This is a genomic window from Xenorhabdus entomophaga, assembly GCF_037996725.1.
Lineage (GTDB): Bacteria > Pseudomonadota > Gammaproteobacteria > Enterobacterales > Enterobacteriaceae > Xenorhabdus > Xenorhabdus khoisanae.
In genome coordinates this window covers 1-893 of sequence record NZ_JBBMXH010000273.1, presented here as the reverse complement: position 1 = coordinate 893, position 893 = coordinate 1, and the positions used below count along the sequence as shown (strand labels likewise).

The window sequence follows — 893 nt, the reverse complement described above, 5'->3', positions numbered from 1 at the left end:
ACCCTCCTCATTCAGTGGCACTGTTGTGCAACTTTTGCTGATATCCAGCGTGACAAAGTTATAAAGCTGGGACAGCGCGTAATACTCCACCAACGGTTGCAGGCCGGAATACGTATTCTTTGGCACAGGCAGCACCGGATTATCAAACAGGTCATGCCAGCCATAAGGGAAACCGCTCAGTTTTCGCCGCTCGCCCTGTGTTATCAGGCTGACATCACAAAGGTGTTGATCCAGCCACAGACTGAGCTGGGCGGCACGTTCCGTATCAGTACCAAGGAAAAAAGTTAATGGGCCACTTTGCCAGACCGTGGACGCAGTGCCGGTCTGGCACAGGGTCAGTATGATCTCACTGTGAGTTCCCGTTTTCTTTACAGCTCGTTCCTGCACGATTAACGGTTCAATATGCAGCGGACGACGGGTTTTAAAGGTCAGTAACTGCCCGTTGCGGTGAGCCGAAACGGACGTACCTTCAGGTATATCGGCAGTGCCCTGATGCTCACCCTCAGCAGGATAGAATTGCAGTATCGTGGTCGGGGGAATAGGACATAACGCTAACGGCCAGATCCGGGACAGAATGCCGTGCGTGATTTCGGGAAGATCGTCCTCCAGTTTATCCCGTAAATTGGCAATCAGCAGAGCAAACGCTTCGAAGAGACGTTCAATATCAGGATCATGGGATGAAGACAGAAAATCGGCCAAATGCGGCGAGTCTTTCGCCACACGCTGTGCCAGTTCCCGCAGGTAGGCGCGTTCTTGCAGGTACAGTGATTCCTTGTTGTTTTTCATTGAATTTCACTTACGTTTTATCTATCAGGGAGCGGTTTTGTGCTGAATTAAAACAGGTATCCAGTTTGTAAAGATGGTTTATTGTACAGATCTATCAATAAAATTAA

The 893-nt window shown here is 49.4% G+C and carries 1 protein-coding gene; it reads right to left on the bottom strand.

What is annotated here, in order from left to right; translation table 11 throughout:
- A partial coding sequence (locus tag AAC854_RS22725) for a type VI secretion system baseplate subunit TssF (RefSeq protein WP_340619072.1) occupies positions 1–786 on the bottom strand: 786 nt, incomplete at its 3' end.
- Between the last annotated feature and the right edge of the window lie 107 nt (positions 787–893).